The 3,326-nt window shown below is 70.6% G+C and carries 4 protein-coding genes; all 4 read left to right on the top strand.

The window, feature by feature from the left end:
• Nucleotides 1-138 precede the first annotated feature (138 nt).
• The 4 genes from AB0K34_RS46285 to AB0K34_RS46300 all read left to right on the top strand — a co-directional run bounded on the left by AB0K34_RS46285 (nucleotide 139) and on the right by AB0K34_RS46300 (nucleotide 3,271).
• Entirely contained in the window at nucleotides 139-333 is a 195-nt protein-coding gene (locus AB0K34_RS46285) for a helix-turn-helix domain-containing protein (protein ID WP_364554893.1), read from the top strand.
• A gap of 153 nt (nucleotides 334-486) precedes the next feature.
• Complete coding sequence (locus tag AB0K34_RS46290) at nucleotides 487-843, top strand: Lsr2 family protein (protein ID WP_138636841.1); 357 nt, start codon at nucleotides 487-489, stop codon at nucleotides 841-843.
• 17 nt (nucleotides 844-860) lie between these two features.
• Nucleotides 861-1,190 carry an Lsr2 family protein gene (locus tag AB0K34_RS46295; RefSeq protein ID WP_138636842.1) on the top strand — a complete coding sequence of 110 codons (330 nt, stop codon included), beginning with the start codon at nucleotides 861-863 and terminating at the stop codon, nucleotides 1,188-1,190.
• A 191-nt stretch (nucleotides 1,191-1,381) separates the two neighbouring features.
• Complete coding sequence (locus tag AB0K34_RS46300; protein WP_356948794.1) at nucleotides 1,382-3,271, top strand: potassium transporter TrkA; 1,890 nt, start codon at nucleotides 1,382-1,384, stop codon at nucleotides 3,269-3,271.
• The last annotated feature ends 55 nt before the right edge of the window (nucleotides 3,272-3,326 follow it).

The following is a 3,326-nucleotide window of genomic DNA, read 5'->3' on the forward strand; positions in this document are numbered from 1 at the left end:
GTACATCATCACCGCCGGGCTGTTGCGGGGCGCACTGATGCTGTGCCTGGGCATGCTGATCGTGCGGCTGGGCTCGTCGGACGAAACGGTTTTGCCCCGCTGGACGAGGCGGGCCCGCGGCAGGGGCTGCGCCTCGCCGTGACGCTGCTGGAGTGCATGAAGCACGGCTTCAACGCCACCGGCGCCGCCGAGGTGCTGTGCGTGCACCCGCAGACCGTCCGGTACCGGCTGGCTCAGCTCCACGGGATGTTCGGCTTCGATATCGAGGACCCGGAGATCCGGCTGGAGATGATGCTCCTCCTGCACACCTGGATCCAGCGCCGCGGCGGCTGAGCCGGCCCCGGGCGGCCGCCGCCCCCGCCCGCCGCGCTTCCGTCGTCCTCCTCCCCGTGTCCCATCCATGGCGGGGGCCCGAATCCGCTACGGTCGGGGTCGCCGCGCAGGCGAGGGGCGCCGCGCGGCGAGGGGAAGGAAGACACAGAGCACATGGCCGAGAAGGTCATTCGCGTGGACGACATCGACGGCTCCGAAGGGAGCGATGTCGTAAAGCGAGACTTCGAAGTCTTGGGTCGGACGTTCACGATCGACCTGAGCGATGACAACTACAAGCGGCTGAACGAGATGCTGGACGCCCTCGCGCCCTTCATCGAGAACGCCGCGGAGGTGAAGCCCGCCGGGAAGGGCCGCAAGTCCCGCACCGCGAAGATCAAGGGCTACACGAACGGCGATGTCCGCGAGTGGGCATTGCGTCAGGACATCGAAGTCTCCGAACGTGGCAAGATATCGGATGAGGTCTATGCTGCATTCATCGAGGCACATCCGGACGCCAAGCCGGACGCATAGCTAGAGGGAGTCCCCGCATGGCACAGAAGGTCGAAGTCCTTCTCGTCGACGACATCGACGGTGGAGAGGCTGACGAGACCGTCAGCTTTTCCCTCGATGGGACGTCTTATGAGATCGACCTGAGCAAGAAGAACGCCGCCAAGCTGCGCAACGGCCTGGAGCCGTTCGTGGCCAGCGCCCGCAAGGCGCGCAAGACCACGGGCCGCGCCGGCCGCGGGTCGCGTACCGCGGGCAGCCGCGAACGCTCCGCCGAGATTCGCGAGTGGGCGAAGAACCACGGCATCAAGGTCAATGAGCGGGGCCGTATCCCCGCCAATGTGATCGAGCAGTACGAGGCCGCGCACTAGCGGACCGCGCGCCGGCGGCGTTCCGGCACGGCACGCAGGGGCCGGGGTGGAATTCTCACCACCTCGGCCCCTTGGTTGCGCACCGGGCAAAACGCTATTAGGGGATAATGCCGGTAATAGCACAAGACATCGCAATAGGCTGCCGGCGGGCGACGGCCGGCGGCCGATAGGGGGCGTACCGGTTGGCACCTGTGACGCGACGGGAGCGCATCCGCTACTGGTTCGACCGGACGATGTCGAAGGGGACGCCGGCGCTCATCGGGTGGCTCGGCCTGGCCTCGGTGGCGCTCGTGCTCGTGGTGGCGACCGCGGCGGTCGTCATCGCGCCGGGCGACACCGACGAGAACGGCGACTGGCCCGGCATGGTGTGGCGCAGCCTGCTGCGCACGCTCGACCCCGGCACCATGGGCGACGACACCGGCACGGGCCCGTTCCTGGCGCTGATGCTGACCTCCACCGTCGGCGGCATCTTCATCGTCAGCTCGCTCATCGGCGTCCTCACCACCGGCCTCGAAGCCAAGATCGGCGAGCTGCGCAAAGGCCGGTCGCGGATCGTCGAGCACGACCACACCGTGCTGCTCGGCTGGTCCGAGCAGGTCTTCACCGTGGTCGCCGAGCTGGTCGAGGCCAACCAGAGCAAGCGCAGGTCGTGCGTGGCGATCCTCGCCGACCGCGACAAGGTCGAGATGGAGGACGCGATCCGCGCCCGCGTCGGCGACCTCGGCCGCACCCGGATCGTGTGCCGCACCGGCAACCCGCTGAAGGTCGCCGACGTGGAGCTGGTCAGCCCCGGCACCGCGCGGTCCATCCTCATCGTCACCCCGGAGGTCGCGGACGCCGACACCCGCGTCATCAAGGTGCTGCTGACGCTCGGCGCCCGCACCTGGGGGCGGCACCGCCCGCACGTCGTCGCCGCCGTGCACGACTCGGCGAACCTGCCCGCCGCCCGGCTCGCCGGCGGCGAGCGCGCGCACGTCATCGACGCCGACGACGTCGCGATCCGGCTCATCGTCCAGTCGCACCGCCAGTCCGGCCTGTCCCAGGTCTGCACCGAGCTGCTGGACTTCGCCGGCCACGAGTTCTACATGCGGCCCGAGCCGGCCCTCGCCGGCGTCCCGTTCGGGGAGTCGCTGTCGGCCTACGACCTCGGCGTCCCCGCCGGGCTGCGGCGCGCCGACGGGACCGTGCTGCTCAACCCGCCGATGGACACCGTGATCCGCGCCGACGACGAGATCATCGTGCTGGCCGAGGACGACCTGCTGATCAGGCTCGCCGGCGGCCCGCCGCCGCCGGTCCGGGAGGAGGCGATCAGCACGGCCGTCGCGCGGGACCCGGTGCCCGAGCGGACGCTGATGCTCGGCTGGAACCACCGCGCCCCGAAGATCATCGAGCTGCTGGACGAGTTCCTCGCGCCCGGTTCGGAGCTGGTCGTCGCGGCGCCGCGCGAGGACCCGACCGGGCAGCTGGCCGAGCCCGCCAACCTCAAGGTCGGCTTCGTCCGGGCCGAGCCGACCGAGCGCCCGTCGCTGGAGTCCCTCGACGTCGGCGGGTACCAGAAGGTCATCGTGCTGTCGGACGCGGGCCACGACCCCGACACCGCCGACGCCCGCACCCTCGTCACACTGCTGCACCTGCGCGACATGGAGGACGCCCTGGGCGACCCCGGCACCCCCGGCGGCGACCCGTTCGCGATCGTCAGCGAGATCAACGACGACGCCAACCGCGAGATCGCGCAGGTCACGAAGGCCGACGACTTCGTGGTCAGCGAGAAGCTGATAAGCCTGATGCTGACCCAGCTGAGCGAGAACCGGCACCTGTACGACGTGTTCGTCGACCTGCTCGACCCCGCCGGCTCGGAGATCTACCTCAAGCCCGCCTGCGACTACCTGGTGCCGGGCGCGGCGGCCGACTTCGCGACGCTGATCGAGTCGGCGCGGCGGCGCGGCGAGGTCGCGCTCGGCTACCGGCTGACCGCGCGGTTCCACGAGCCGCCCGGCTACGGCGTGGTGCTCAACCCGGACAAGACGGCCCCGCTCACCCTGGCCGCCGACGACCGCGTCATCGTGCTCGCCGAGAACTGACCCCGGCGCCCCCGGCGGGCGGGACCGGGCCGCGGCCGGCGCGCACCGCGCCGGG

Origin of the sequence: Actinomadura sp. NPDC049382 (assembly GCF_040677125.1) — a bacterium.
Taxonomy (GTDB): Bacteria; Actinomycetota; Actinomycetes; order Streptosporangiales; family Streptosporangiaceae; genus Spirillospora; species Spirillospora geliboluensis.

What these genes read in the sequence shown, in the direction of transcription:
- AB0K34_RS46290 (WP_138636841.1), top strand. Translation starts at nt 487, where the DNA reads ATGGCCGAGAAGGTCATTCGCGTGGACGACATCGACGGCTCCGAAGGG.
- AB0K34_RS46295 (WP_138636842.1), top strand. Translation starts at nt 861, where the DNA reads ATGGCACAGAAGGTCGAAGTCCTTCTCGTCGACGACATCGACGGTGGA.